The following is a 25,491-nucleotide window of genomic DNA, read 5'->3' on the forward strand; positions in this document are numbered from 1 at the left end:
ACTCATTCTAAACTATGCGCCGCTTATTGAGTGTATTTTTAGCGGGAAGGGCAGATTATCGCCTTTTTTTGCTTTCTATATTTTCTTTGACTAAATCGTCTTACAAATATAAGATGCGCGCCTTATGCAAAAGATAAAATTACCTCTGACCATTGATGCAAAACGTACCGCGCAGAAGCGACTGGATTACCAGGGGTGTTATACACCTGAGCAGGTTACGCGGTTAGCGGAGTCAGTGGCCAGTGTGGACAGCGATGTTGATGTTGATTTGCGGTTTGAAATCGATCCTCAGCGTCTGGCAGTAATTAAGGGAACAGCAGATGTTGATGTTTCACTTGAGTGCCAGCGTTGTGGTAACATCTTCCCGCTTCATGTCCACGCAACGTATTGTTTCAGCCCTGTCACCAGTGATGAAAAGGCTGAGGCATTACCGGAAGAGTATGAGCCAATTGACGTAAATGATTTTGGTGAAACAGATTTACTGGCAATGATTGAAGATGAGTTAATTCTGTCTTTGCCCGTGGTTCCGGTACATGAATCTGAACACTGTGAAGTGTCCGACGCGGAGAAAGTTTTTGGTAAACTTCCAGAGGAAGTTGAAAAGCCTAATCCTTTTGCCGCATTAGCCAGCTTAAAGAAAAGTAATTAAGGAGTAAGGTCAATGGCCGTACAACAAAATAAACCAACTCGCTCTAAACGTGGTATGCGTCGCTCTCATGACGCTCTGTCAGTAACTCTGGTTTCTGTTGACAAAACCTCAGGTGAAACTCATCTTCGTCACCATGTGACCGCTGATGGTTACTACCGTGGTCGCAAGGTAATCAACAAGTAATCTGCTGCCTCCGGGCACGTTGATATCTTGACTAATCTAACCATTGCGTTAGATGCCATGGGCGGGGACATTGGCCCCCGCGTCACAGTGCCTGCCTCGTTGCAGGCACTGGCATCTAATCCGCAGCTCACCTTACTATTGGTCGGGCACCCTGATTCTATCTCTCCTCTGCTTGCACACCAGGATGCTGAGCTACTCAGTCGTCTGCGGGTGATCCCTGCTTATCAGACTGTCGCAAATGATGCAAAACCGTCTCAGGCTATCCGCCAGAGTAAAGGGACATCAATGCGTATTGCGCTTGAGCTGGTGAAAGACGGGGAGGCAGGGGCGTGCGTCAGCGCCGGTAATACCGGTGCGCTGATGGGACTGGCGAAACTGATGCTCAAATCCATTGATGGTATTGAGCGCCCCGCACTGATGACTGTCGTGCCGAATCAGCTGAAAACGAAAACCGTTTTGCTGGATTTAGGCGCAAACCCGCAATGCAGCAGTGCCATGCTGGTACAGTTTGCTGTGATGGGATCGGTGATGGCTGAAGATATTGCGGGGATCAAAAACCCGCGGGTCGCGCTTCTCAATATCGGGGAAGAAGAGACTAAAGGGCCGGACACTATCCGCGAAGCCGCCGCCGTGTTAAAAGAAATGCCGGAAATCAACTATATTGGTTATGCAGAGGGCAATGAACTGCTGACCGGTAAAACAGATGTTCTGGTGTGTGACGGCTTCGCGGGTAATGTTACCCTCAAAACAATGGAAGGGGTTATACGTGTGATCCTTTCTATGTTTAAATCGCAGAATGAAGGCAAATCTTCATCCCGGTTGTATAAAATTGTTAAGAAAGTCGTGAAGAAAGTGGTCACCAAATGGCTGAATAAACGTTTCAGTCACCTGAACCCCGACCAGTATAACGGTGCTTCTCTGTTAGGATTACGTGGTATTGTGATTAAAAGTCATGGTGCTGCGAATATAAATGCATTCAACGCAGCTATCGCACTTGCGGTACAGACGGTTGAAAAGCAAGTACCTGAACGGATAGCTGCACGTCTCGCTATGGCATCACCCAAGAGTAACTAACTATTATGTATACAAAAATCTTAGGAACCGGGAGCTATCTTCCTGCACAGATCCGTTCTAATGCCGATCTGGAAAAAATGGTCGACACATCGGATGAATGGATTGTTTCCCGTACAGGTATCCGCGAGCGCCGTCTGGCCGGTGATGATGAAACCGTTGTCACAATGGGTCACCAGGCCGCGCTGAATGCGCTGGATATGGCCGGAATTCCGGTAAATGATATTGATCTTATCGTTGTGGGCACCACCTCATCAACACATGGCTTCCCGAGTGCGGCCTGTGAAATTCAGCATCTGCTGGGTATTGATACCTGCATTTCATTTGATGTGGCAGCGGCCTGCGCCGGTTTCAGCTACGCCATCAGCGTAGTTGATCAGTTTATTAAAACCGGTATGGCGAAAAAAGCGCTGGTGATTGGCTCAGATGTGCTGGCAAAAACACTGGACCCGCAGGATCGCGGAACGGTTATCCTTTTTGGTGATGGTGCAGGCGCCTTTGTGGTGGAAGCCTCAGAAGAGCCGGGCATTTTATCCACCCATTTACATGCTGACGGCCGTTACGGCGATTTGCTGACATTACCGAATAAAGATCGCAAAGACAGTGAGAAACCGGCGTACCTGACAATGGCAGGTAACGAAGTGTTCCGCGTGGCGGTTCGTGAACTGGCGAATGTCGTGGAAGAAGCACTGACAGCTAATAATATTGATAAATCAGAATTAGACTGGCTGGTGCCGCATCAGGCAAATCTGCGTATTATTACGGCGACCGCGAAAAAATTAAACATGGGCATGGATAAAGTGGTTGTGACGCTTGATCGTCACGGAAACACATCCGCTGCCTCTGTGCCGACAGCCTTTGATGAAGCTGTCCGTGACGGGCGCATTAAACGCGGTCAGCTGATTCTGATTGAAGCCTTCGGCGGCGGTTTTGCCTGGGGTTCTGCTTTAATTCGTTTTTAATTTTTCAGGAAGATAATTCATGTCTGTATACGCAATGGTATTTCCCGGTCAGGGCTCTCAGTCTGTGGGTATGCTGGCTGAACTGGCTGCACACTTTCCGGTCGTTCAGGCAACATTTGCCGAAGCATCAGCTGAACTGGGCTATGATTTATGGGCACTCGTGCAGAACGGGCCTGAAGATGAACTGAATAAAACCTGGCAGACTCAGCCTGCACTGTTAGCAGCCTCTGTTGCTGTCTGGCGTGTCTGGCTGGAAAATAACGGTGCAATGCCCGCACTGATGGCGGGTCACAGCTTAGGTGAATATTCCGCGCTGGTGTGTGCCGGGGTGATTGATTTTAAAGAAGCCATCAAACTGGTCGAATTACGCGGACGCCTGATGCAGGAAGCCGTTCCGGCCGGGGTCGGCGCCATGTACGCGATCATCGGTCTGGATAATGACGCCATTGCCAATGCGTGTAAAGAAGCGGCTCAGGGGCAGGTTGTTTCCCCGGTTAACTTTAACTCACCGGGCCAGGTTGTTATCGCCGGTGAAAAAGACGCCGTTGAACGTGCCGCGGCATTATGTAAAGAAGCCGGTGCAAAACGTGCGCTGCCATTATCGGTCAGTGTACCGTCACATTGTGCATTAATGCAGCCGGCTGCTGAAAAATTAGCCGTTGCGCTAAAAAATATCACATTTAATTCACCAAACTTTTCGGTTGTGAACAATGTTGATGTTAAGATAGAGACATCCGCCGACGCAATTCGTGATGCATTAGTCCGTCAGCTTTTCAATCCGGTCCGCTGGACAGAAACTGTTGAGTTTATGGCCGCACAGGATGTTGAAGATCTGCTGGAAGCAGGCCCGGGTAAAGTTCTGACAGGACTGACCAAGCGTATTGTGAAAACATTAACATCATCCGCTGTCAATGATATGGCATCATTAACGACAGCTCTTGAAAATCGCTGAGGCTGAGATGAGCTTTGAAGGAAAAATTGCCCTTGTTACCGGCGCAAGCCGCGGAATAGGCCGTGCAATCGCGGAAAAATTAGTTGCACGCGGTGCAACAGTCATTGGTACAGCGACCAGCGAAAGCGGTGCGGCTGCCATCAGTGAATACTTAGGCGCAAAGGGTAAAGGTTTTGCCCTGAACGTGACGGACAGCGCATCCATTGACCAGGTGTTAGAAAAAATTCGTGCGGAATTTGGCGAAATCGATATTTTGGTTAATAATGCAGGTATCACGCGTGACAACCTGCTGATGCGTATGAAAGAGGATGAGTGGCAGGATATCCTGGACACCAATCTTTCATCAATCTTCCGTCTGTCCAAAGCAGTTATGCGTGCCATGATGAAAAAACGTTATGGTCGTATTATCACCATCGGTTCTGTTGTCGGAACGATGGGGAACGCGGGACAGGCTAACTATGCGGCGGCGAAAGCCGGGCTGATTGGTTTTAGCAAATCACTCGCCCGTGAAATCGCGTCGCGCGGTATCACCGTCAATGTTGTTGCACCCGGTTTTATCGAAACTGATATGACCCGTGCATTGACAGAAGACCAGCGCGCAGGCATTTTATCTCAGGTTCCTGCGAACCGTTTAGGTGATGCTGACGAGATTGCCAGTGCTGTAGCCTTCTTAGCTTCTGATGAAGCGGCTTACATTACAGGCGAGACATTGCATGTCAATGGTGGCATGTACATGATTTAATGTTTGAGCTGACCATTTGCTGATTTTGTGTGGAAATACACAAAAATAAGTAATTATTTGGTCAGACCAGCCGGGATTGGGTTGCATCTTTTCCTGTATTTTATAAACTACGAAAACCATCGCATATAGCGAGTTTTGATAGGAAATTTAATAGTATGAGCGCTATCGAAGAACGTGTTAAGAAAATCACCGTTGAACAACTGGGTGTTAAAGAGGACGAAGTAAAAAAACGAAGCTTCATTCGTTGATGACTTAGGCGCTGATTCTCTCGACACAGTTGAGCTGGTGATGGCTCTGGAAGAAGAGTTCGACATCGAAATCCCAGACGAAGAAGCAGAAAAAATCACAACTGTACAGGCTGCTATTGACTACGTTACTAATAACGAAGTTAAATAAGCAAACCTCATATCCAGGCGGTCACCCGACCGCCTATGTTATTTATTCCTTTTATTTTCCCTCCCTGGAGGATCAGCGTGTCTGAGCGTCGTGTAGTCGTGACCGGACTGGGCATGTTATCTCCTGTCGGTAATACAGTTGAATCATCATGGGATGCTGTGTGTGCCGGACAGAGTGGTATCAGCCTGATTGAACATTTTGACACCACAAACCATGCGACAAAGTTCGCCGGTATGGTGAAAGACTTCAATCACGAAGAATTCAATATTTCGCGCAAAGATGCACGGAAAATGGATCTCTTTATTCAATATGGTGTTGCTGCCGGTATTCAGGCAATGACCGACTCCGGAATTGAAGTAACAGAAGCCAATGCAACGCGTATCGGTGCTGCGATTGGTTCTGGTATTGGTGGGCTCGGACTGATTGAAGAAAACTGCAATTCTCTTAGTCATGGCGGACCGCGTAAAGTCAGTCCGTTTTTTGTGCCGTCGACGATTATTAATATGGTCGCAGGCCATCTGAGCATTATCTACGGTCTGCGTGGCCCGAGTATCTCGATTGCCACAGCCTGTACGTCCGGTGTTCATAATATCGGTCATGCGGCGCGGATTATCGCGTACGGTGATGCGGATGTGATGGTTGCAGGCGGAACTGAAAAAGCCAGCACACCATTAGGTGTTGCAGGATTTGGTGCTGCCCGTGCATTATCCACCAATAATGACAATCCGCAGACGGCAAGCCGTCCGTGGGATAAAGATCGCGACGGGTTCGTGCTGGGTGACGGTGCCGGAATGTTGGTGCTGGAAGAGTATGAGCACGCGAAAAAACGCGGTGCAAAAATTTATGCGGAACTGGTTGGTTTCGGGATGAGCAGCGATGCTTATCACATGACATCGCCGCCGGAAAATGGTGAAGGTGCTGCGCTGGCGATGGCTAACGCGTTGCAGGATGCGAAATTGTCCGCAGACCAGATTGGCTATATTAACGCACACGGCACATCAACCTCAGCGGGTGATGTGGCGGAAGCCCGCGCCGTTGAAGCGGTATTTGGCAAAGGAACATCTGTTCTGGTCAGCTCCACCAAATCCATGACCGGGCATTTACTGGGTGCGGCAGGTGCGGTTGAGTCGATTTTTACGATTCTTTCCCTGCGTGACCAGATTGTTCCGCCGACCATCAACCTGGATAATCAGGATGATGCAGTCTGCAAACTCGACTTTGTACCGGGTAAAGCCCGCAAAGTGGAAGGTATGGAATATGTACTCTGTAATTCTTTCGGTTTCGGCGGCACCAACGGTTCCCTGATTTTCCGTAAAATTTAAGATATTCCGTCAGGAAAAAGCGCCGGTGGCGCTTTTTTTTTTGCCTGTCTCACAGAGACTGAACGATATCAGCGGTATTTTGCACAAAAACCACCATTATACTATACCCTTATTCATTCAGGATGCAGCCAACGAACCTGCAGTTTGAATGAATAAGGGTATATGATACAGTTCTGTTCGGATGCAAAGTTCCGGTTATATAATAAGCGGTAAAACAATAAGTTGGCTATGACACAACAGACAAAATACCTGGTCAATGGTGTACCGTGCGACACTATCACTATTGCGGATCGCAGTGTACAGTTCGGTGACGGCTGTTTTACCACCATGCGTATTGCGGACGGCAAACCTGTGTTGCTGGCCCGCCATCTGCAACGTCTGCACGAGAGTACGGCAAGGCTGGGTCTGGCGGATGTGGATGACTCACTTCTGACCTCATGGGTCATGCAGGCGGCTGAAGGTAGCGAAGATGCGGTACTCAAAGTGATCATCAGTGCCGGAGAGCAGGGACGCGGCTATTTACGGGCGGAAACACCCCCGGTTGTGATCCTTATTCTCACGGCGTATCCGGACAATTATGCGACTCTGCGGGAAACCGGGCTGTCTGTGGTGAAAAGCCCTGTATCGCTGGGCATCAATCCTTATCTTGCCGGTCTTAAACATCTCAACCGGCTGGAACAGGTGCTTATCCGTCAGTATGTGGCGCAGCAGCAGGCGGACGAAGCCATTGTTACGGATGTGTCGGGCATTCTGACGGAAGGGTGCAGTGCCAATCTGTTCTGGCGTTGTGGTGATGATGTTTTTACACCGTCACTGGCAAACGCCGGTGTGGCGGGGATTATGCGGGCGCACATTTTAGAGGTGCTGAAAGACAGCCCTTACCGTTGCTATGAAACTGCGCGTTATCCGCAGGTACTGACAGGTGCCGACGAAGTGATTATGTGTAATGCGTTAATGCCGGTGATGCCGGTTAACGATATCCGCTTTGATGGTGATAATCACCGGTATTACACATCCCGTTCATTATTTATGTATCTTCAGCCCCATTGTACGGCGGCATCAGCCTGATCACACAGAGTATATTACTGATGAAAAAAACACGGATTATTCTTGTCACTCTTTTAGCACTGGTCGCAATAGTGGGCGGTGTGGCGTACTATTTTTATCATCAGACTGAAGCCTTCTCAGAACAAAAAATCATGGTTAAAGAAGAAACTATTTTTACCGTTTCTCCCGGAACCGGACGTGTTGCACTGGAAAAAAAACTGGCGGAAAACGGGATTATTCCGGAGTCCCCGAATTACGGCTGGTTGCTGCAACTGGAGCCGGAGCTGGCAAAAATTAAAGCAGGGACTTACCGCCTGACGCCGGACATGACTGTCCGCGACATGCTGCGTTTGTTTGTCAGCGGCAAAGAAGCCCAGTTCAGTATCCGTTTTGTTGAGGGCAGCAAGCTGTCAGATTGGCAGAAAACCCTGGCGGACGCTCCGTATCTCAAACAAACACTGGCAGATCTTCCGGCGGATAAACTGACTGATATGCTGGGATTACCGGCGGGCAGTAATCCGGAAGGGCGTTTTTATCCGGATACCTATCTTTATACTGCCGGTACGGAAGATGCGGACATTCTGAAACGGGCGCATCAGCAGATGGACACGCGGCTTGCTGCTGCCTGGAAAACCCGAAATACTGATTTACCCTACGCTACGCCTTATGAAATGCTGATCATGGCCTCTTTGATTGAAAAAGAGACCGGGGTGGATGGCGAGCGCAAGAAAGTGGCATCCGTCTTTATGAACCGTCTGCGCCTGAAAATGCGCCTGCAAACAGACCCGACAGTTATTTACGGTATGGGCGAGCGTTATCAGGGAACGATTTACCGCAGTGATCTGGCGCGCGTGACCCCTTATAACACCTATCAGATAGATGGTATGCCGCCGACACCGATTGCCATGCCGGGCAGTGCATCACTGGATGCAGCGGCAAAACCGGATACCACTGATTACCTCTTCTTTGTTGCAGACGGCAAAGGCGGGCACGTATTTACTTCAACATTACGGGATCACAACCGCGCAGTTGCTGATTACCGCAGCGGACTAAAAAAACAATGACGGGCAAATTTATTGTAATTGAAGGGCTTGAGGGCGCAGGAAAAACAACTGCGCGCCAGGCGATTGTGGATACCTTGCATGAGCAGGGTATTACAGACCTGGTGTATACCCGCGAACCGGGCGGCACGCCACTGGCAGAAAAACTGCGTACGCTGATTAAAGAGGGTATTGACGGCGAAACCGTCACAGACAAAGCGGAAGTACTGATGCTATACGCCGCGCGTATTCAACTGACTGATAATGTCATTAAACCGGCGCTGGCGCGCGGGCAGTGGGTTATCGGCGATCGTCATGATCTCTCGTCCCAGGCCTATCAGGGAGGCGGGCGTGGTATTGATCGCAAACTGATGGCATCACTGCGTGATACTGTGCTGGGAGATTTTTATCCGGATTTCACCCTGTACCTCGACCTGCCGCCGGAAATTGGTCTGGCGCGCGCGCGCAGCCGGGGTGAACTGGACAGAATCGAGCAGGAGTCTCTGGACTTCTTCCGGCGCACCAGGGCGCGTTATCTGGAACTGGCAGCAGCTGATCCGCGTATTGTGACGATTGATGCATCGCAATCAATGGATAACGTGCATCAATCTATCCGCAGCGCATTACAGCACTGGCTCTTACAGCAGAAGCAGAAAGAGGCGTAATGAACTGGTATCCGTGGCTCAATCCTGTTTACCGTCAACTGGCGACGGCATGGCTCTCCGGTCAGGGTCACCATGCGCTGTTGCTGTACGGTATTGCGGGCACCGGGACTGATGAACTGGCGTATGCACTGACTCGTCTGCGTATGTGTCAGCGTCCGGAAGGCATCAAAAGCTGCGGGGAATGCCACAGTTGCAAACTGATGCTGGCGGGCACACATCCCGATTTTTATCTGTTGCAGCCGGAAAAAGGCAAAAGTTCGCTGGGGGTTGATGCGGTACGCACAATCACTGAAAAATTGTATGACCGCTCACAACTGAGCGGCGCAAAACTGGTGCATATTCCGCAGGCGGAGCTGCTGACAGAAGCGGCTGCCAATGCGCTGCTGAAAACCCTCGAAGAGCCGACAGACAATACCTGGTTTGTATTACAAAGCCCGCGCCTTGATCTGTTGCTGCCGACTCTGCGCAGCCGCTGTTTTGCGTATCATCTGGCAACACCGCCGGTTGCATCAGGGCTGCAATGGCTGCAACGGGAACTGCCGCAGTCGGATGCCACAGACCGGCAAACGGCACTGAATCTTTGTCACAATGCACCGGCAGCCGCGCGGGACTTACTGATGACACCTGACTGGGCAGCCCGGCAGGCGCTGTTTACACAGCTTTTGCAGGCAGTACACAGTGGTGATTTTTTATCTCTGCTGTCTGCTGTTAACCATCAGGAGCCGGAAAAACGTATCAACTGGCTGGTTACATTGCTGATGGATGCGGTTAAATATCAGCAAAACATGGCTCCCGCCTGTCTTAATCAGGATCAATCCGCGCTTATTACCCTGCTGGCGGGGCGCTACAGCAGTGCACATTTACTGGCAGCGGCTGACAGTTGGCTGACCTGCCGCCACCGGTTGCTGACTGTTACCGGCATCAACCATGAGTTGCTGCTGGTGGAACAATTATTACATCAGGAAACGCTGTTTTCTGCACCACCTTTATCAACCCAATGAGTTTATTATGTTTTTAGTCGATTCCCATTGCCACCTTGATTGTCTGGATTACGAAAAACTGCATGAAAATGTGGATGATGTACTGCAAAAAGCCGCACAGCGTGATGTGCATTATGCCCTCGCAGTGGCAACAACCCTGCCCGGCTACACAAAAATGCGTGAGCTGATTGGTGAGCGCGATAATGTCGCGTTCTCCTGTGGTATTCATCCGCTGAATCTGGATGAGCCGTATGATTTCACCCTGCTGCGTGAACTGGCGGCAGATCCGCGTGTGCTCGCACTGGGCGAAACCGGGCTTGATTATTACTATCAGAAAGAAAATGCCGCATTACAGCGCGATGTATTCCGTGAGCATATCCGCGTCGGACGTGAGCTGAACAAACCCGTGATCGTACATACCCGTGATGCGCGCGAAGACACGCTGGCGATTATCCGCGAAGAACAGGCCGGTGATTGTGGCGGCGTGTTACACTGTTTTACCGAAGATAAAGAAACCGCCACAGCACTGCTGGATGAGGGTTTTTACATCTCATTTTCCGGTATTCTGACCTTCCGTAATGCAGAACAGATCCGCGAAGCCGCGCGCATTGTTCCGCTGGATCGCATTCTGGTAGAGACCGATTCACCCTATCTGGCGCCTGTTCCGTTCCGCGGAAAAGAGAACCAGCCCGCCTATGTACGCGATGTGGCGGAATATATGGCTGTTTTAAAAGGTGTGAGCGTTGAAGCGCTTGCTGAAATCACCACTGACAATTTCTGTCGTTTGTTTCAGGTGTCTGTCCGCTAAACCCGGATACTGATACGGCAGAATTATTACAGGAGCAGGTCATGTCCGAAGAAACTATTTTCAGTAAAATTATCCGTCATGAAATTCCGTCTGACATTGTTTATCAGGATGACAGCGTTACGGCATTCCGTGATATTTCTCCGCAGGCACCAACGCATATTCTGATTATTCCCAATCATCTTATTCCTACTGTGAATGATGTTACGGCAGCGGATGAACAGGTTCTGGGTCACATGATCACGATTGCGGCAAAAATTGCACAGCAGGAAGGTATTGCGGATGACGGCTACCGCCTGATAATGAACTGTAACCGTCACGGCGGGCAGGAAGTGTACCATATCCACATGCATCTGGTCGGTGGTCAGCACCTGGGTCCGATGTTAGCGAAATAAGCGGCAAAACAGGAGAATTGTGATGAAGCGTCTTTTGTGTGTGATTGCCTCTGTCTGGCTGCTGGCCGGGTGTCCCTCTCTCTCTCCGGTGACACCGCCGGCACCGGTTGAGACGGTAACCCCGCCACCGGTTGATACCACGCCACCACCGCCGCCGACAGATACTGTGCCTGTTCCGCCTAAAATGAAAAAAATCGAGTGGGAACAAAGCATTACACCACTGGTTAATCAAATGGTGAAAAGTGACGGTCTGACACAGGGCGGCACATTGCTGGTCAATAAAATCGGTAATAAAACCAACAGCAGTCTGCAAACCAATGTGGCGACCGGTGCGCTGATGAACAGTATTAATAAAACCGGCGTACTGACGGTTATCCCGGCAGGTGCTGTCACCAGCGCGATGTCTGTGCTCGGGATGGATGATAACGACACGCTGACACTGCGCAGTAAAGCCATTGGTCTTGCCCGTTATCTGAATGCGCAATATGTATTATACAGCGTGGTCACCGGCACGCGGGATGCCCGCCAGATAGAAATGCAGCTGATGTCTGTCGTCAGCGGTGAAATTATCTGGTCCGGTAAGGACGCGGTGCTTGAGCAGTAACTGCGGATTATTGCAGTGCCTGCGCGATCATTTTCCTGCGCTGCCCGCAGCGGGTTGGGTTATTCGCCCGCTGACCGGGCTGACGCAGGGAAGTGTCAGTATTGAACAAGCCGGTATTCGTCTTATCGGGCGCGCGCCTGTCGCACACAGTGCGGGTCCGGGTGTCAGCCGCCGGAAAGAAGCGCGTATTCTTTCAGGGCTGCGTCACAGCGGATTTGTCCCGCATATGTCGGGCTATAGTCATGGCTGGCTGTTATTGCACAGAGTAGAGGGCGATACACTTGCACCGGGTCGTATGGCATCCGCTGATTTTATGCCGCAACTGGCGGCACTTATCAGTCGTCTGCATGCAGAGCCGTTAACGGGTTACCGGTTGCCGTTGAAAGCACAGGTGCAGCACCATTATCAGCAGATGGATAAACGCCGTCTCACACCGCGCTGGCGGGCGGTTCACCGCGCATTTATGCACTTACCGGAGCCGCATCCGCTGAAACTTGCGCCTGCGCACATGGATATCCATCCCGGTAATATCATTATGTCCGGCACTAAGCTCAGTCTGATTGACTGGGAGTACGCCGCCGACACGGATATCGGCCTGTCCCTCGCGGCACTTTTTCGTGCAAACAACTGGTCATTGACGTTAATTAACACTTTTCTGCGTTATTATTCAGGCTATCACTGTCCGCAGCGTGTGCTGCTGCAAACCCGCCGCTGGCAGCGCCGGACAGATTATATGATGCTAATGTGGTTTGAGGGTCGCTGGGCGCATACCGGCGATCCGCAGTTTCTGCAACACTCTGCGCCGCTGATGACAGCGCTCGGGATCAGATAAATACAAAGGGGTATCGTCATGGGACCTGTAATGTTAGATGTTGAAGGGTATGAGCTGGACAGCGAAGAGCGCGAGATCCTGCGACACCCCTCTGTCGGCGGGCTGATTCTGTTCGCCCGCAATTTTCACGATACCGCGCAACTGCGTGAACTGACCCGGCAAATCCGCGAAGCAACCGGTGATAACCGTCTGGTCATTGCGGTTGATCAGGAGGGCGGGCGTGTTCAGCGCTTTAAAGACGGGTTTACGCATCTGCCTGCGGCGCAATCTTTTGCACAGTTTAATGACCTGCTGACCGGTGCGGCACTGGCAGAAGATGCCGGCTGGCTGATGGCAGCAGAAATGATCGCCATGGATATTGATATCAGCTTTGCGCCGGTGCTTGATTTGGGGCACGGCAGTGCAGCTATCGGTACGCGGGCGTTCCATGAAGACGGCGAAATCGCCGCACAAATGGCAGAGCGCTTTGTGCGCGGTATGCGCAATGCAGGAATGTCGAGTACCGGTAAGCATTTTCCGGGGCACGGCGCGGTCAGTGCGGATTCCCATAAAGAAACACCGCGTGATGACAGAGATCCTGCGCTTATCCGTGGTAAAGATATGGCAATTTTCCGCGAGTTTATTCAGCGCGGTCTGTTGGATGCCGTTATGCCCGCGCATGTTATTTATACACAGATTGATGACCGCCCGGCCAGCGGCTCGCCGTACTGGCTTAAATCTGTCCTGCGTCAGCAGCTCGGTTTTGATGGTGTTATTTTCTCAGATGACCTGTCCATGGAAGGGGCGGCGATTATGGGCAGTTATGCAGAGCGCGGGCAGGCTTCGCTGGATGCGGGCTGTGACATGATCCTGGTGTGTAATAACCGCAATGGGGCGGTATCAATCCTTGATAATTTGCCGGTTATCACGGCACAACGTATTGATAAGTTGTATCATCGCGGGAAAGGTTATGATTTAACTGAATTACAGCGCAGTGATCGCTGGCAGCAGGCAAACAAAACCTTATCCGCATTACATGAACAATGGCAGGAGCAAGCATGATTATTTACCTTCATGGATTTGATTCAACCAGCCCGGGCAATCATGAGAAAGTGATGCAGTTACAATTTGCTGATCCGGATGTCCGTTTTATCAGTTACAGCACGCTTCACCCGCGTTATGACATGAAATATCTGCTGACAGAAGTGGATAAAGCTGTGAAACAGAGTAATGGTCCCGCCATTATCACCGGTGTGGGGCTGGGAGGCTTCTGGGCTGAGCGCGTTGGTTATTTGTGCGGTATCCGTCAGGTGATGATTAACCCGAATCTGTTCCCGTATGAAAATATGGAAGGCAAAATCGACAGACCGGAAGAGTACCTCGACATCATGACGAAGTGTATTTCGGATTTCCGTGACCTGAACAAGCAGAACTGCCTGGTGATTTTATCCCGCAATGATGAGGCACTGGATAACCAGCGGACATCTGATACGCTCTCACCATTCTATAATGTCATCTGGGATGAGACACAGGGCCATAAATTTAAAGATCTCTCTCATCATCTGCAAGAGATAAAAGCCTTTAAAACCGCGTTTAAAAAGAACTGATCCGTTGCCGGTTGATAACCGGCAACATAAAACGATGCGGATACGTTTACCGCATCGTCCTGTTTTCTGCACGTCAACTGACACGATCCATATCTCATTTCTGCACGGTTCCCTCTCTCCGGCTTACGTATCATTACTGTGATTGCGTTACATCAATAACATTCTTTTTCTGAATCAGCAAGATAGCAGGCTTTTTGGCTCCCCGTCTGTCTTCCCTTGCCGCCTGCCTGCATCCTGAATGACGTTGGGTATAATCTTCCCTGCAAAGAATAGCCAATCTGTTGATTGATGATTTCGCGAAAGGTAAACCAAAAGTAAAATAGTCTTGCTGTTTTTAAAATAATGTTTGCATTTTGTCACCGGATTACCCAAAATTTGATAACGATCAATTTTGGTATGACCAAATTACCGGTTGTGCTATACCTTGATGTGACACGATTCAGTTTTATCTGATGTTATCTTACGGTTTTTCGGGAAAGCCGTAAGATAACGTTAGATTATTTTTCAGAGGATGTTATGACTACACCTAATACGAAAATTGTGATTATCGGCGGTGGCGCGGGCGGCCTGGAACTGGCAACACAGCTCGGCCGTAAACTCGGTAAGAAGAAAAAAGCGGAAATCACCTTAGTCGATCGCAACAGCAGCCATTTATGGAAACCTCTTCTGCATGAGGTCGCGACCGGCTCTCTGGACGATGGCGTGGATGCTCTGAGTTATCTGGCGCATGCCCGTAACCATTATTTTAATTTCCAGCTGGGTGCAATGACAGGTCTTGATCGTGACAGTAAAAAGGTAACCCTGGCAGAAATCCGTGATAACAGCGGTGAACTGCTTGTGCCTGAGCGCGACCTGGACTATGACATCCTCGTGATGGCGCTGGGAAGCACCTCAAACGATTTTGGCACGCCGGGTATCAGGGATAACTGTATTTTCCTGGACAGCCCGACACAGGCGAAACGCTTCCATAATGAGATGCTGAATCTGTTCCTGAAGTATTCTGCCAGCCACGGCGAGGGCGATAAAGTGAATATCGCTATTGTCGGTGGCGGGGCAACGGGCGTTGAGTTATCGGCAGAGCTGTACAATGCCGTTGAGCAATTGCACAGCTACGGATTTAAAGGTCTGAATACCGATGCACTGAATGTGACGCTGGTGGAAGCCGGTGAGCGCATTCTGCCCGCACTGCCGCCTAAAATCGCAGGTGCCGCGCATCAGGAACTGAGCAAGCTGGGTGTCCGTGTGATGACTCAGACGATGGTTACCAGTGCGGATGAGTCCGGGCTGAATACCAAAGAGGGTGAGCACATCACCGCAAGTCTGATGGTCTGGGCTGCCGGTATTAAAGCACCTGATTTCCTGAAAGACATCGGCGGACTGGAAACTAACCGCATCAATCAGTTAGTTGTGAAACCGACATTACAGACAACGGTTGATGACGCTGTTTTTGCCATCGGTGACTGCTCATCCTGCCCGAAAAAAGAGGGTGGTTTTGTACCGCCGCGCGCTCAGTCTGCCCATCAGATGGCGACCCGCTGCTATCACAATATCCTCGCGGTACTCAGCAATAAGCCGCTGAAGGAGTATGTGTTTAAAGATCACGGTTCGCTGGTATCGCTCTCCCGCTTCAGTACTGTCGGCAGCCTGATGGGTAACCTGATGCGGGGTAATATGATGATTGAGGGGCGCATTGCCCGAATTATGTATATTTCACTGTATCGTATGCATCAGATAGCGTTACACGGCTATATTAAAACCGGGCTGATGATGTTGGTCGGGGGAATAAACCGGATTATCCGTCCGAGACTTAAATTACATTAATGTTAATGATGTAAAAAATAACGCCTGCGGGCGTTATTTTTTATCCCCCGGAGCAGACTATCCCTGAAATAATCACAAACCCTGATTTAATTGACCGGCAGATATGAAGGGTAAAGGACAGGAAAAAAACAGAATAATTAAAGCCATATTAAAATCAGGGGTATTGGGTTTCGCCTTTTTACAGGATATGCCGGGAAATACACATTTACCCCGGAGTGTGACGATATTATTTAGCACAATGACTAACAGATAATTCTTGTGGTATTTGACAAAATAGAGAAGATACTACTCTTTATTAATCATTGTTGATCATTGTCAGTGCGCCGTGAGTTAAATTGAATTAATAAATAAGACAGTAAATTTTATCATTTCATTATTATTTAACTTTTATTTAGCAGGGCTATGAGAATATAACGTTATAGCTGAACAGCTGAAGAAAGACCTGTTGATAAATAGGAATTGTCCTAATAACCACTGCTAAATATTTATATACGTTGACAATGAATAAACATAAACAAAAATCAGTAACGTGGATTACAGTAAGAGGATTATTCCTCCTTATTGTTATTTTTGTTGTGATTATTTCCTCCGCTGTTATAAAAAATAAACGCCCTGCTATTGCCGAGGTCCTGTCCTCTGAGGCGATTATGGCGACGGTACCTGTGCGCCATGAATACTGCGACCTGATACCGATGCCCGGGCCGTTTAAGCCTGAGCATCTGGATATTATCCGCCCGACGTCGGAAACCTGCACACCGTATCTGCTGTATGAAATGCTGCTTAAACCCCCGCGAATGTATGGCGGCGCGGCTTATCGCTCCTGCACTGAGGCCTTTACCTATGAGCACAGGATAGTCGGGTATGACGTGGTGTATAAGATTAATAATACTGTCGGTAAGGTCAGGATTAATTATAACCCCGGGGATGCGATGCCGGTTGATAACACAGGGCGCCTGATCATTTTACCCGGATTGAGCAACGGGAAATAAACTGCATAATAAACAAAAAAAAGAAAATACCGGTTTATATCATAAACCGGTATACAACCAACGTCATTCAGGTTGCAGGCAGGCGGCTATCGTCGTTCCGCCAACTAACCTGAGGTTTGAATGAATAATGGTGTAAGTCACTTTTAATTTAATTTAGATTATAATTAAACCCAGCCTTTTTGGCGAAATTGCTTTAATACAGAAACAAACTGTAACATTTCTTCTGGTGTACCTAATGTCAGGCGGCTTCTGCCAATCACAGGCGGGAATTCACGTCCTACCATAATATGATTCTCTTTCATTCGCTGCTGATAGGTTTTTACATCACCGTTCACCTGATGAAAGATAAAATTAGCCTGTGAAGGCGCGTAAGCCAGATTTAATTCAGTCAGTGCAGCTATAACAATTTCCCGCGAAACGTCTGTTGATTTACGGTTGTAGTCAATAAACGACGAGTCATTTATTGATGTTAATGCAGCAACGGCTCCTGCTATATTTGTATTATCGCTAGAATTGAAGTTATTAATCTGTTTTGTCACTTCCGGTACGGCAATACCGTATCCGACACGTAATCCCGCCAGCGCAAATATTTTTGAAAATGTCCGCGTTACGATAATATTAGGTTTTCCGGCAGAAACCCATTCAACCGCACTTTTAAATTCCGGGTCAGAAACAAACTCAGCATAGGCTTCATCAATAATAAAATGTTGCTGTAAAGGCGCGTTTTTGATCCATGCCGCTAAGGCCGACGCCGGGGTTATCATGGCTGTCGGGTTGTTCGGGTTACAGATATAAATGATGGTGTGCCCGGCAAAATTATCAGCAATTGCCTGCATTGCCGCCAGGTCAAAAGAGAGATCTGCTTTCAGCGGCACTTTGACAACATTGACACCCAGCGGTTGTGCATACAGCTCAGCATAATTAAACGTCGGGTCCGGTACGATTAATTGTATCGGCTGCTGTTTTTTCTGTGCATCCGCGACCAGCATCTGCACCGCCGCCCGAATGGTTTCTGATGAACCATTTCCTAAGCTGATGTGCTCCGGCGTCAGAGAGTAGTGTGCGGCAATCTGCTCAACCAGCGCTTCACGGGCGGCATCCGGATAACGGAATGCCGTCGGCAGTGATTCAACAATTGCGCGGCGGGCATTGGCTGACATACCCAGTGAATTTTCATTAAAGTTCAGCAGCAGCGGATTTTTTTCACTGAGCGGAGCCGCAGGTACTGCCGCGCTTGCCGCATCTGTGGCGGCATAGCTGTGACTGACCAGTGAGGCGGCACTTAAACCGCCGAGAACAATCCCGGTTGATTTGAGAAACAAACGACGATCCATAGTATTTACCCTGTTTTTTTTAATTATGTTCAGGCAAATACTAACCGATATAATAATTAATTTATATATCATTATTCGTAATACGTGACTTTTTATTCATTCATAAAAGCGCCGGCATGGAAGCCGGCGCAGGTTAACAGGGGGGTGTTACATTTTGATAAAAGAAAATTTATGCAGTATGCGCAGAGAAGGCTGTCAGCAATTCAGTGATAAACTCAATGCGTTTTGGACGTGAACTCAGGTCGCAGATAAATTTCAGTTTTGCCGGGCCATCCAGCCGGTATTGTTTCGGATTATTTTGCAGTAATCCGATAAGGTAGCCGGGGTCAACGTGGTTTTTCTCACTGAATTCAATAAAGCCGCCTTTCTCCTGAGCCTCAATCCGTTTAATACCCAGTTGTTGCGCCAGTAAACGTAACTGAGCGGCTGCCAGTAAGTTGCGGGCAGCATCCGGCAGTAATCCGAAGCGGTCAATCAGCTCAATTTTTAGCTCTGTCAGCTCGGTGTCACTGCGGGCACTGGCAATTCGCTTATAAAAGGAGAGGCGCATATTCACATCCGGCAGGTAATCATCCGGCAGCAGGGCGGGCATCCGCAGTTCAACATCTGTCTGGTTTTGGGTGAGATCTTCCAGTGACGGCTCGCGCCCGTTTTTCAGGGATTCAACCGCGCTTTCCAGCAACTCCATATACAGTGTGAAGCCGATGCTGGCCATCTGTCCGCTCTGGTCATCGCCCAGTAATTCACCGGCACCGCGGATCTCAAGGTCATGTGTGGCAAGCGCAAACCCGGCACCAAGGTCTTCCAGTGAGGCGATAGCTTCAAGGCGTTTATGGGCATCCGTTGTCATTGATTTCGGGTGCGGTGTCAGCAGATAAGCATACGCCTGGTGATGTGAGCGCCCGACACGACCGCGCAACTGGTGCAGTTGCGCCAACCCGAAATGATCCGCCCGTTCAATGATAATGGTATTTGCGCTGGGAATATCGATACCGGTTTCAATAATCGTGGTGCATACCAGCACATTAAAACGCTGGTGGTGGAAATCGGTCATTACACGTTCCAGCTCGCGTTCGCGCATCTGTCCGTGACCCACTGCAATACGGGCTTCCGGCACCAGTTCCGCAAGGCGGTCGCGGGCTTTTTCGATATTTTCCACATCATTATAGAGATAATAGACCTGCCCGCCGCGCAGCACTTCACGCAGGATAGCCTCACGCACAACCAGTTCATCATGCTGACGGACGAAGGTTTTTACTGCCAGGCGCCGCGCCGGCGGAGTGGCGATAATCGAGAGGTCGCGCATACCGCTCATGGCCATATTCAGCGTACGCGGGATAGGTGTGGCGGTCAGTGTCAGAATATCAACATCGGCACGCATGGCTTTGATGCGCTCTTTGTGACGGACACCAAAGCGGTGCTCTTCATCAACCACCAGCAACCCGAGGTCGTGCCAGAGCACATCACTCTGCAACAGTTTATGAGTGCCGATAATAATATCAACTTTACCCTCCTGTGTGGCTTCCAGTACCTGCTGCTGCTCTTTGGCGCTGCGGAACCGGGAGAGCACTTCGATCCGCACCGGCCAGTTGGCAAAGCGGTCACGGAAGTTATCATAATGCTGTTGTGCCAGCAGGGTGGTCGGCACCAGAACGGCGACCTGTTTATGGTTATTGACCGCCAGAAACGCGGCGCGCATGGCAACTTCTGTTTTACCGAAGCCGACATCGCCGCATACCAGTCTGTCCATCGCCACCGGCTGACACATATCACTCAGTACGGCATTAATCGCCTGTTCCTGATCCACTGTGGTTTCAAACGGAAATCCCTGACAAAATTCAATGTACTGTTCGCGATCGTGCTTAAAGGCAAAACCGGGTTTGACGGCGCGTTGTGCATAAATGTCCAGCAACTGTGCTGCAACATCCCGCACTTTTTCTGCGGCTTTCTGCCGGGCTTTGCTCCAGGCTTCCCCGCCGAGTTTATGCAGCGGTGCGCTGTCATCGGCACCGCCCGCATAGCGGCTGATAAGATGCAGGGATGAAACCGGGACATACAGTTTGTCCTCACCGGCGTAGGTAAGGATAAGATATTCTGCTTTGATGCCGCCTGCTTCCAGGGTGGTTAAGCCCTGATAGCGCCCGACACCGTGCTCCAGATGTACCACCGGCTGACCGGGACGCAACTCCGCCAGGTTGCGGATCAGGGTATCGGTATTGATGGTGCGGCGCGGATCCCGGCGGCGGCGTACCACGCGCTCGCCGAGCATGTCACTTTCACAAATCAGGGCGCGTTGCAGAGTATTATCAATAAAACCGTGCTCTGCCGCGCCGATCATCACATAAATACCCGGTACAGCAGCATCCTGCAAGCGGCGGATTTCTGTCGGCTTTATTTTTATCCGTGCCAGCAATTCCTGAACACTTTCCCGGCGACCTTCACTTTCAACCGAGAATATAACCGCGCCCTCAAAGGTTTCCAGGAAGCGGCGCAGCGGGTCGAGAGGGGATTTCAGCTGAGAATTGACTTTAATATCCGGCAGCGGTGCATAGCCCAGGTTGGTATTCGCCGCTTTGCCGGGTAATTTTTCATTATTAAGTTGCAGGCGCGGGAACGCTTTCAGGTGCCGGTTCAGTTCATCTGTGGTCAGCCAGAGCTGTGCCGGAGGCAGCAGCGGGCGCATCGGGTCAACGCCGCGGCTTTCGAAACGCTGGTTTACATCCAGGCTGAAGCGTTCGGCGTGAGATTGCAGATCCTGCGTGACCAGCAGGGTATTTTCCGGCAGATAATCAAAGAGAGACACCAGCGGTGTGCTGAAAAACAGCGGCTGCCAGTATTCAATACCGGCAGGCAGGGTCTTTTTGCTGACCTGCTGATAGATATGCTCCGGGTCGCGGCGCACCTCAAAGATTTCCCGCCACTGGCTGCGGAACAGCTCGATGGCTTCTTTGTCTGTCGGAAATTCGTGGGCGGGCAGCAGATTAATCGCATCAACTTCATCCAGCGTACGCTGGGTATCGACATCAAATGTGCGCAGGCTGTCAATTTCATCATCAAAAAAATCAATCCGGAACGGCAGTTCACTGCCCATCGGAAAGAGATCCAGCAATGCGCCACGGATAGCAAATTCGCCGTGCTCCAGTACTTGTTCAACACTGCGGTAGCCGCCCTGCACCAGTTCATCGCGCAGTTTGTCCCGCGATAATTTTTCGCCTTTTGCCATTACCAGCGCATGAGCGGTGAGGAATTCAGGCGGACACACTTTCTGCATCAGGGTATTCACCGGCAGAATAAGTGCGCCTTTTTCCAGAGTCGGCAGGCGGTATAATGTCGACAGCCGGTTGGAGATAATTTCCTGGTGCGGCGAAAAACTGTCATAAGGCAGCGTTTCCCAGTCGGCGAGGGTTTCTGTCGGCAGCGCGGTAAACTGGCGGATTTCATCACGCAGGCGCAGTGCATTTTGCATGTCGCGGGTGACCAGGATAACGGGGCCGGTGTGGCGGTCAATAATTGCCGCACTTTCAACGGCGCAGGCAGCACCGGTCATTTCACCGAGCTGGCGGGTGTCTGCGGCACGGAGCGGGAGTTCATAACGTGTTTTCAGCGACATTCGGTTTTCCATCAGGCTTCGGTTTTCTGAGCTGGCAGCAGGTGCCCGCCCTGTAAATGATAATAATTCTGAATAATATAATCCCACCGTATTACCTTATTTGTGGCGTTTTTACCGGCAATACGCTGACCATATACCCAACGTCATTCAAGATGCAGGCAGGCGGCAAGGGAAAACAGACGGGGAGCATAGATAAACTATGTGACCCGGCTGGTTGAGCGCTGCCAACGAACCTGCAGTTTGAATGAATAAGGGTATAAATGAAAAAAAAACCACAGTAAACGGGCACGGGTGGTTCCATTCATCTATCGGAGCCTTTATTATCCCTGAACACTTCGCTTTGGCAACAGGGGCGTTCAGATTTCATGTTTCAGTCTGTCTCATTTTTAATCGGTCTGCGTTATATGCGGGGACGGGGCGGCGATCGTTTCGCCCGTTTTGTTTCTCTGCTTTCCGCAATCGGTATCACACTAGGGGTCGCGGCGCTGATCACGGTCACGTCAGTGATGAACGGGTTCGAGCGTTCACTGCAACAAAGCATTCTTGATTTTATGCCGCAGGCGGTGATTACCACCCCGGCAGGTGTGCTGGATCCGCAGGAGCATCCGGTTTCTCAACTCTCAGGGCTGCGCGATGTGGTAAAGACCGCGCCGATTGTCACCGGCGATGTCGTGCTGCAAAGCAGGGGAAATGTCGGAATAGCCACGGTAACAGGGGTTGATCCGCAGGGAACGGAGCCACTGATGGCGCACCTGGTGAACACCCGGGCGTCTGAACTGGCGGCGGGGCAGTACCATGTGGTGCTGGGTGAGGGCGTGGCGGTCAAAATGGGACTGAAACGCGGGGATACTGTCCGTGTTCTGGTGCCGAATGTCTCACAACTGACGCCGATGGGGCGCATTCCCAGCCAGCGGTTATTTACTGTGGCGGGTATCTTTTCCTCGGGCAGCGAGTCTGATAAAAACCAAATTCTGATGAATCAGGACGATGCCGCACGTCTGATGCGCTATGCGCCGGGGCACATCACCGGCTGGCGGTTGTATCTGTCACAGCCTCTGATGGTCGATACACTCAGTCAGCAGACTTTACCGGACGGGCTGACCTGGACAGACTGGCGCGTTCAGAAAGGCGAGTTTTTCCAGGCGGTGCGCATGGAAAAAAATATGATGGGCCTGTTGCTTGGTCTGATTATTGCCGTCGCGGCATTTAATATTGTTACATCACTGGCGCTGCTGGTGATGGAGAAACAAACCGAGGTTGCTATCCTGAAAACGCTGGGTATGACGCGCGGCAAAATAATGCTGATTTTTATCATTCAGGGCGCAGGTGCGGGGATACTCGGCTCCGTGATCGGTATGCTTCTGGGGGTTCTGCTCTCTTCACAACTGAATATTCTGATGCCGCTGATGGGGCTTATCCCGAAAGGTATCGCGCTGCCGACGGTGATTGAACCGTTGCGCGTGGTGACTATCGGCGCGGCGGCAATGCTTATCTCTTTATTATCCACACTCTGGCCTGCGTGGCGGGCGGCAGCGGTACAACCCGCGGAGGCTTTACGTTATGAGTGAGTTATTACTGGCATGTCGTCAGTTATGCAAATCCTACCACGAGGGTGTGGTGGAAACAGATGTCCTGAAACAGGTTGATTTTGAGCTTAAACGCGGCGATATGCTGGCGATTGTCGGCAGTTCCGGTTCCGGGAAAAGTACATTGCTGCATTTGCTGGGCGGGCTGGATTCACCGACGTCCGGTGAGGTGATTTTCAACGGAACATCACTCTCATCAATGAGTCAGAATGCGCTGGCGGCACTGCGCAATGAAGAAATGGGCTTTATTTATCAGTTCCATCATCTGCTGCCGGATTTTACCGCACAGGAAAACGTGGCCATGCCGCTGCTGATAAGCGGTATGGCACGGGACAAGGCGATGAAACAGGCGTATGAAATGCTGGAAAACACCGGCGTGGCGCAGCGTGCGCTGCACCGGCCGTCAGAGCTTTCCGGTGGTGAGCGCCAGCGCGTGGCTATCGCGCGTGCGCTGGTGAATAAACCGTCTCTGGTGCTGGCAGATGAACCTACCGGTAATCTTGATCAGCGCAATGCGCAAAGTATTTTTGACCTGCTCTCCGGGCTGAATAAAACCCTTGGCACTGCATTTCTGGTGGTCACACACGATCTGGCGCTGGCACATAAAATGGGGCGGCAGATGGAGATGCGCGACGGGATCCTTAACCCGCAGCCGGAGACGGCAGTATGAATGCATTACCGCTGTCATTACTGACTGCGCTGCGCTTCAGTAAAGGGCGGAAACGGGCGGGGATGGTATCGTTTATCTCGGTTATTTCGACCCTCGGAATAACGCTGGGCGTGGCGGTGCTGATTATCGGGCTGAGTGCGATGAACGGGTTTGAGCGCGAGCTGGAAAACCGCGTGCTGTCTGTTGTACCGCAGGGGCAGGTTTCCACTGTTGAACAGCCGTTTGACAACTGGGCGCAAAGCTTATTGCGCATACAAAAGACCCCGGGCGTCGTGGCAGCGAGTCCCTATATTGAGTTTACCGGGCTTGCGGAAAAAGGCACAAAACTTCAGGCAATGCAGCTGATGGGGGTTGATCCGCAGACACAGCAGAAAGTCAGCGGGCTGGCGGATTTTGTTGCAGATAATGCCTGGGCGGATTTCAGGGCAGGTCAGAATCAGATAATCCTCGGCGATGGTGCGGCAAAAACACTCGGTGTCAAACCCGGTGAATGGCTGACTATCATGATCCCGAATAATGACAGCAGCGAGCGCCTGCTACAGCCGAAACGTATCCGTTTACAGGTTGCGGGCATTTTTCGTCTCAGTGGTATGCTCGATCACCGCCTGGCGTTGATCCCGCTACAGGATGCACAACAATATCTGGATTATGGTGACGGCGTCACCGGTATTGAAATCCGGGTAAATGATGTCTTTAAAGCAGATGCAATAGTATTACAGGCCGCTGAAGCCAGCCGCGAACATGTGTATTACAAAAGTTGGATCAATGAATACGGTTATATGTACAGCGATATACAAATGGTGCGCAGTATTATGTATCTGGCGATGATCCTTGTTATCGGCGTGGCGTGCTTTAATATTGTTTCCACCCTGATTATTGCCGTAAAAGACAAAAGCAGTGATATTGCCATTTTGCGCACGTTAGGTGCAAAAGACAGCCTGATCCGCGCTATTTTTCTCTGGTACGGGCTGATGACCGGAATGGTCGGCTGTATCAGCGGCGCAATACTCGGTACATTGGCGGCATTGAATCTGACACCGCTTATCCGTGGTGTGGAATATCTGACCGGACATAAACTCTTATCCGGGGATGTCTATTTTATTGATTTTCTGCCGTCACAACTGCAACTGACGGATCTTGTATATGTGGTATTGACCACGATTGTACTGAGTCTGATTGCCAGCTGGTATCCGGCACGACGTGCCTGCCGCCTGGAGCCTGCACGTATTCTGAGCGGGCAGTAAAACCGC

24 protein-coding genes and 1 pseudogene are annotated in these 25,491 nt (G+C 50.5%); 23 read left to right on the forward strand and 2 right to left on the reverse strand.

What is annotated here, in order from left to right; all coding sequences use genetic code 11:
* Nucleotides 1–124 precede the first annotated feature (124 nt).
* From yceD to AYY16_RS01565, 20 genes and pseudogenes are all read left to right on the forward strand, one after another.
* Nucleotides 125–649: a 23S rRNA accumulation protein YceD gene (yceD, locus tag AYY16_RS01475; protein WP_067361101.1), complete on the forward strand. Its 525-nt coding sequence runs from the start codon at nt 125–127 to the stop codon at nt 647–649.
* Between the two features lie 12 nt (nt 650–661).
* Complete coding sequence (gene rpmF / locus AYY16_RS19485) at nt 662–832, forward strand: 50S ribosomal protein L32 (RefSeq protein ID WP_074401108.1); 171 nt, start codon at nt 662–664, stop codon at nt 830–832.
* 27 nt (nt 833–859) lie between these two features.
* A complete protein-coding gene (plsX, locus tag AYY16_RS01480; RefSeq protein ID WP_082970552.1) occupies nt 860–1,906 on the forward strand; it encodes a phosphate acyltransferase PlsX in 1,047 nt (348 codons plus the stop codon).
* 5 nt (nt 1,907–1,911) lie between these two features.
* Complete coding sequence (locus tag AYY16_RS01485) at nt 1,912–2,865, forward strand: beta-ketoacyl-ACP synthase III (RefSeq protein ID WP_067361107.1); 954 nt, start codon at nt 1,912–1,914, stop codon at nt 2,863–2,865.
* Nucleotides 2,866–2,884: 19 nt separating this feature from the next.
* Entirely contained in the window at nt 2,885–3,817 is a 933-nt protein-coding gene (gene fabD / locus AYY16_RS01490; protein ID WP_067361110.1) for an ACP S-malonyltransferase, read from the forward strand.
* Nucleotides 3,818–3,824: 7 nt separating this feature from the next.
* On the forward strand, nt 3,825–4,559 hold the full coding sequence (gene fabG, locus AYY16_RS01495) for a 3-oxoacyl-ACP reductase FabG (protein ID WP_067361114.1): 735 nt from the start codon (nt 3,825–3,827) through the stop codon (nt 4,557–4,559).
* 155 nt (nt 4,560–4,714) lie between these two features.
* Nucleotides 4,715–4,955: pseudogene (gene acpP, locus AYY16_RS01500) on the forward strand (acyl carrier protein).
* Nucleotides 4,956–5,032: 77 nt separating this feature from the next.
* Nucleotides 5,033–6,277 (forward strand): beta-ketoacyl-ACP synthase II, encoded by a 1,245-nt coding sequence (fabF, locus tag AYY16_RS01505; protein WP_067364531.1) that lies wholly within the window; start codon nt 5,033–5,035, stop codon nt 6,275–6,277.
* 228 nt (nt 6,278–6,505) lie between these two features.
* Nucleotides 6,506–7,345 (forward strand): aminodeoxychorismate lyase, encoded by an 840-nt coding sequence (gene pabC, locus AYY16_RS01510; RefSeq protein ID WP_067361117.1) that lies wholly within the window; start codon nt 6,506–6,508, stop codon nt 7,343–7,345.
* Nucleotides 7,346–7,365: 20 nt separating this feature from the next.
* Entirely contained in the window at nt 7,366–8,388 is a 1,023-nt protein-coding gene (gene mltG / locus AYY16_RS01515; protein WP_067364534.1) for an endolytic transglycosylase MltG, read from the forward strand.
* Nucleotides 8,385–9,029 (forward strand): dTMP kinase, encoded by a 645-nt coding sequence (gene tmk / locus AYY16_RS01520; protein WP_067361120.1) that lies wholly within the window; start codon nt 8,385–8,387, stop codon nt 9,027–9,029. The genes mltG and tmk overlap by 4 nt, the downstream gene beginning before the upstream one ends.
* The gene (gene holB, locus AYY16_RS01525) at nt 9,029–10,030 is read left to right on the forward strand and encodes a DNA polymerase III subunit delta' (protein WP_067361123.1); all 1,002 of its coding nucleotides are present in this window, start codon (nt 9,029–9,031) and stop codon (nt 10,028–10,030) included. Before tmk ends, holB begins: the two co-directional genes overlap by 1 nt.
* Before the next feature lie 7 nt (nt 10,031–10,037).
* A complete protein-coding gene (locus AYY16_RS01530) occupies nt 10,038–10,817 on the forward strand; it encodes a metal-dependent hydrolase (protein ID WP_067361126.1) in 780 nt (259 codons plus the stop codon).
* A gap of 41 nt (nt 10,818–10,858) precedes the next feature.
* Complete coding sequence (gene hinT, locus AYY16_RS01535; RefSeq protein ID WP_067361129.1) at nt 10,859–11,209, forward strand: purine nucleoside phosphoramidase; 351 nt, start codon at nt 10,859–10,861, stop codon at nt 11,207–11,209.
* Nucleotides 11,210–11,231: 22 nt separating this feature from the next.
* The gene (lpoB, locus tag AYY16_RS01540) at nt 11,232–11,813 is read left to right on the forward strand and encodes a penicillin-binding protein activator LpoB (protein WP_067361132.1); all 582 of its coding nucleotides are present in this window, start codon (nt 11,232–11,234) and stop codon (nt 11,811–11,813) included.
* Nucleotides 11,803–12,645 (forward strand): phosphotransferase, encoded by an 843-nt coding sequence (locus tag AYY16_RS01545; protein WP_067361134.1) that lies wholly within the window; start codon nt 11,803–11,805, stop codon nt 12,643–12,645. The genes lpoB and AYY16_RS01545 overlap by 11 nt, the downstream gene beginning before the upstream one ends.
* Nucleotides 12,646–12,663: 18 nt before the next feature.
* Nucleotides 12,664–13,686, forward strand: coding sequence for a beta-N-acetylhexosaminidase (gene nagZ, locus AYY16_RS01550; protein WP_067361137.1), 1,023 nt, complete (start codon nt 12,664–12,666; stop codon nt 13,684–13,686).
* Nucleotides 13,683–14,231, forward strand: a complete 549-nt coding sequence (ycfP, locus tag AYY16_RS01555) for an alpha/beta hydrolase YcfP (protein WP_067361139.1) — start codon at nt 13,683–13,685, stop codon at nt 14,229–14,231. The genes nagZ and ycfP overlap by 4 nt, the downstream gene beginning before the upstream one ends.
* A 516-nt stretch (nt 14,232–14,747) precedes the next feature.
* Nucleotides 14,748–16,052, forward strand: a complete 1,305-nt coding sequence (locus AYY16_RS01560; protein ID WP_067361142.1) for an NAD(P)/FAD-dependent oxidoreductase — start codon at nt 14,748–14,750, stop codon at nt 16,050–16,052.
* A gap of 647 nt (nt 16,053–16,699) precedes the next feature.
* Entirely contained in the window at nt 16,700–17,041 is a 342-nt protein-coding gene (locus tag AYY16_RS01565; protein WP_223861164.1) for a glycine zipper 2TM domain-containing protein, read from the forward strand.
* A 164-nt stretch (nt 17,042–17,205) separates the two neighbouring features.
* Here the strand turns inward: AYY16_RS01565 and AYY16_RS01570 are convergent, their stop codons facing one another.
* Nucleotides 17,206–18,375, reverse strand: a complete 1,170-nt coding sequence (locus tag AYY16_RS01570) for a pyridoxal phosphate-dependent aminotransferase (protein WP_067361148.1) — start codon at nt 18,373–18,375, stop codon at nt 17,206–17,208.
* A gap of 169 nt (nt 18,376–18,544) precedes the next feature.
* A complete protein-coding gene (gene mfd, locus AYY16_RS01575; RefSeq protein ID WP_067364537.1) occupies nt 18,545–21,985 on the reverse strand; it encodes a transcription-repair coupling factor in 3,441 nt (1,146 codons plus the stop codon).
* A 365-nt stretch (nt 21,986–22,350) separates the two neighbouring features.
* On the opposite strand from mfd, the gene lolC reads away from it, so the two are divergent.
* Genes lolC through lolE form a run of 3 tightly spaced genes read left to right on the forward strand, consistent with a single transcriptional unit; the run spans nt 22,351 to nt 25,485 of the window.
* A complete protein-coding gene (gene lolC, locus AYY16_RS01580; protein WP_067361152.1) occupies nt 22,351–23,553 on the forward strand; it encodes a lipoprotein-releasing ABC transporter permease subunit LolC in 1,203 nt (400 codons plus the stop codon).
* The gene (gene lolD, locus AYY16_RS01585; RefSeq protein ID WP_067361155.1) at nt 23,546–24,241 is read left to right on the forward strand and encodes a lipoprotein-releasing ABC transporter ATP-binding protein LolD; all 696 of its coding nucleotides are present in this window, start codon (nt 23,546–23,548) and stop codon (nt 24,239–24,241) included. Before lolC ends, lolD begins: the two co-directional genes overlap by 8 nt.
* Nucleotides 24,238–25,485 (forward strand): lipoprotein-releasing ABC transporter permease subunit LolE, encoded by a 1,248-nt coding sequence (gene lolE, locus AYY16_RS01590; protein ID WP_067361158.1) that lies wholly within the window; start codon nt 24,238–24,240, stop codon nt 25,483–25,485. Before lolD ends, lolE begins: the two co-directional genes overlap by 4 nt.
* Nucleotides 25,486–25,491: the final 6 nt, after the last annotated feature.

Origin of the sequence: Morganella psychrotolerans (assembly GCF_001676155.1) — a bacterium.
Classification (GTDB): Bacteria; Pseudomonadota; Gammaproteobacteria; order Enterobacterales; family Enterobacteriaceae; genus Morganella; species Morganella psychrotolerans.